Here is a 3,539-nt window from a genome sequence, read left to right as displayed (position 1 = left end):
TTTCCGAAGAACAAGGATCGTTACTTCAGTGTGCCGGCGGTGTATTCGCTGGAGAACGTGAAGTATCCACAGGCCGATGGTTCCGTCTGCGGCACGCGCCCGGCGTTGGGCGCCGATGCAGCGCTGAAACTCGATTGCGGTGCTGGGTTGGGTGCCGCCACTCATGTCACCGGCACCTTCGCATTCGCAGCAGTCGGCAAGGCGATTGAATTACTGCTCAGGAACGCGCCAGCCTGAATCGCGAATCATTTTTGTGAGCGCGACGTGATCCGAATCGAAGCGCATCGCGGAGATGTCGTTCAGGTTCGCTGTGATTGAATGCGGTCGCCCCGTCCCAAGGGTCCCTCACTAGGAGGCATTCAATGACTCGCCAAAAGATTCTGGTTGCTGCGCTTGTTCCGGCTCTCGCCGTGATGACTCTTTCCGCTTGCAACCGCGCGCCTGCCGATGCCAATGCCCAGGGCGCGGTCAACACTACGCCGGCGGCCGTGCAGCAATCGGGCACCATGCCGGCGCAAACGACCCCCGCAGAAACCGCGCCCGCCGAAACTCCCCAAGTCGCCGTCGAGCCCGCCATGACGGCAGCGCCCGCGGCCCCCGCCGTCGAATACGCCGACGTCACCCGCGTCAAACCGGTCACCGTCAAGGAAACCATCTACGGCACCGTGACCGGCAGCAATGAAATCACCAGTCAATCCACGCAGTCGCATCAGGTTTGTGCCGATGTCGTGGTGCAGGACCGCCTGCCCGAACGCGATGGCAATGTTGGCGGTACTGTTGCCGGCGCCGTGATCGGCGGCGTGATCGGCAACCAGGTCGGCAAGGGCAATGGCCGCAAGGCCGCGACTCTGGCTGGTGCGGTCGCCGGTGGTTTTGCCGGACACGCGATCGACAAGCGCAGCGACAACGGCAAGGTTGTCTCGCGCACCGAGCAGCAATGCCACGACGAGGATCAGGCGGTCAGCAACGTCATCGGCTACGACGTCAACTATCGCAAGTCCAACGGCAGCACCGGCAGCATGCGTATGGACAATGCACCGGCCCGCGGCAGTCGCATCGCCCTGGGATCGACGCAGAAGACTGTTGGCTATGACGTCACCTACAAATACGCCGGCCGCCAGTCGACGGTTCGCATGAACAGCAAACCCGGCGATCAGCTGACCGTGGTCGATGGCAAGGTCGTCACCCAGAGCGCGCCCGTCAACAGGGGCTGATAGAAGCGACAGTGAAAAATGTAAAGGCCGGCATTGCCGGCCTTTTCTTTGCGAGTGATTGGCGAATGCTTCAGTCGCCGACGATGCCGAACAACTTCTCTGCGTTGCCACGCGTCGCGTCGGCGATATTTTCGACGGGCTCCCCGCGCAGCTGCGCAACGACAGCGGCGACCTCGGGAAGATATGCAGGCTCATTGCGCTCGCCACGATGCTGCGCGCCTGGTTGATCCGGGGAATCGGTTTCCAGCAATAACCACTCGATAGGCATATGGGTGACGATGCGGCGCAGGCGTTGCGCTCGCTCGTGGGTCACCGGCCCGCCAATGCCGAGGTGGAAACCGAGTTTGAACAATTGCTGCGCCTGTTCTTCACTGCCCGAATAGCTGTGGATCACTCCGTGCAGCCCGCCAACCTGTCGCAAAGTTGCGATGACCTCGTCGACGGCGCGGCGCGCGTGCACCACCACCGGCAGGGAGAAATCCTTCGCGATCTCCAGCTGCCGGCGGAAATACATGCGCTGCGTCGTGGCGTCGAGACCTTCGACGAAGAAATCCAGGCCGCATTCGCCGATCGCCTTGGGTTTTTCCCGCTCGATCCAGTCGGGCAGGGCGTCGAGGTGTTCCGGGCGGTGACGATCGAGAAACATCGGATGCAGGCCGTAGGCGGCATGCAGGCCTGGCGCCATGGCGCAGACACCGCGAAGTTTTTGCCATCCGGAAAAATCCACGGCAGGAATCAACTGCTGCGTGACGCCCGTCGCGTGAGCGCGGGCGAGCGCTCCGGCGCGGTCGTGATCGAACTCCGCTGCGTCGAAATGACAGTGGCTATCAAACAACATCGATCACGTGTCGGAAGGTTTGCGCGGTTCCGGTTCGGGCAGTTTTTCCGGGACTTTGCTGTCCTTGATCCGCGACAACACCAGTGTGCCCACGCCCAGCAGGATGTCGTCCCAAGGCACGAAATTCGGAATCAGCAGGTCGATGAAGAACAACACGCCGATGACCAGGAAAAGTTTCGGATAGCGCAGCCGGCCCAGAAATCCGATCAATGGCGCGAATAAGGGGTTGGACACGCGTGCTTCCTCCGTCGTCTTGGGGCTGTCCTGCCGGGTCTCGCCGCTGCGACGGCGTTTCCTGGCGCGGGCGGCAGGGTGCTTGCACGTTAGCATGCAGCCGCCGTCGCATCAGTGGGCCAGCCAGGGCGCATACGGGCCCGGATGCTGCGTCCCAAGCTTTCCGATCCATGAGGTCATGCTTTGCCCCGGTACTCGGGCTAAAATGGCGGTCTTTCCGACCTGACCGGCACCCTCATGGCCCTGAACCCGACTGATCTTTTCGACGTCCGATCCCTGCTGACCGACGAGGAGCGAATGATCCAGGATTCGGTCGCGCGCTTCGTCGACGAGAAGGTGATTCCGATCATCGGCGATGCCTTTGACCAAGGGCGCTTCCCGAAGGAACTCATCCCCGAAATCGCCGCGATGGGGCTGCTCGGTTCCTCGCTGCCGGAAAAATACGGCTGCGCCGGCCTCAACGCGGTCAGCTACGGCCTGATCTGCCAGGAGCTCGAGCGCGGCGATTCCGGCATCCGCAGTTTCGTTTCGGTGCAAAGCTCGCTGTGCATGTACCCGATCTACGCCTACGGCACCGAAGAGCAGCGCATGAAGTACCTGCCGGGCATGGCCCGCGGCGAGATCATCGGCTGCTTCGGCCTGACCGAACCGCACGGCGGCTCCGATCCGGCCAACATGAAAACCAATGCCAAGCGCGATGGCGACGACTGGGTCATCAACGGCGCCAAGATGTGGATCACCAACGGCAACGTAGCGAATATAGCCATCGTCTGGGCGCAGACCGACGACGGCATCCAGGGCTTCATCGTCCCGACCGACACGCCCGGGTTCACCGCCCAGGAAGTGCACAAGAAAATGAGTCTGCGCGCCTCGGTGACCTCGGCGTTGTTCTTCGACAGCGTGCGTGTCCCCGACAGCCAGCGCCTGCCGAATGTCAAAGGCCTCAAGGGCCCGCTCGGCTGCCTTACCCAGGCCCGCTACGGCATCACCTGGGGCCCGATCGGCGCGGCGATTTCCAGCTACACCTCGGCGCTGGAATATTCCAAGACGCGCATCCTGTTCAACAAACCGATCGCCGGTACGCAGGCGGTGCAGCTCAAACTTGCCGACATGGCGCGTCGGATCACGCTGGCGCAGCTGCTGGTCCTGCAACTTGGTCGCCTCAAAGACGCTGGCACGATGCAGCCGGCGCAGGTGTCGATGGCGAAATGGAACAATTGCCGCATGGCGCTGGACATCTCGCGCGAGGCGCG

General features: G+C 62.5%; 4 protein-coding genes and 1 pseudogene. 3 read left to right on the top strand and 2 right to left on the bottom strand.

The features are described 5' to 3' along the window. Positions 1-237: pseudogene (locus tag VKM35_RS13410) on the top strand (tRNA threonylcarbamoyladenosine dehydratase); the annotation flags it as partial. A 338-nt stretch (positions 238-575) separates the two neighbouring features. Further along, the gene (locus VKM35_RS13405; protein ID WP_324321606.1) at positions 576-1,214 is read left to right on the top strand and encodes a glycine zipper 2TM domain-containing protein; all 639 of its coding nucleotides are present in this window, start codon (positions 576-578) and stop codon (positions 1,212-1,214) included. A gap of 70 nt (positions 1,215-1,284) precedes the next feature. On the opposite strand, the gene VKM35_RS13400 is transcribed toward VKM35_RS13405, so the two are convergent. Together VKM35_RS13400 and VKM35_RS13395 are read right to left on the bottom strand one after the other, a co-directional pair. After that, positions 1,285-2,052: a TatD family hydrolase gene (locus tag VKM35_RS13400; RefSeq protein WP_324321605.1), complete on the bottom strand. Its 768-nt coding sequence runs from the start codon at positions 2,050-2,052 to the stop codon at positions 1,285-1,287. A 3-nt stretch (positions 2,053-2,055) separates the two neighbouring features. Continuing rightward, on the bottom strand, positions 2,056-2,286 hold the full coding sequence (locus VKM35_RS13395) for a DUF6116 family protein (protein ID WP_324321603.1): 231 nt from the start codon (positions 2,284-2,286) through the stop codon (positions 2,056-2,058). A gap of 237 nt (positions 2,287-2,523) precedes the next feature. On the opposite strand from VKM35_RS13395, the gene VKM35_RS13390 reads away from it, so the two are divergent. Then, positions 2,524-3,539: acyl-CoA dehydrogenase family protein (locus VKM35_RS13390; RefSeq protein ID WP_324321601.1), on the top strand; the 1,016-nt coding region annotated here is incomplete at its 3' end.

The sequence above is a fragment of the Arenimonas sp. genome (assembly GCF_035312645.1).
Lineage (GTDB): Bacteria > Pseudomonadota > Gammaproteobacteria > Xanthomonadales > Xanthomonadaceae > Arenimonas.
The sequence above is the reverse complement of the archived record's forward strand: the minus strand, read 5'-3'. Positions and strand labels throughout refer to the sequence as shown.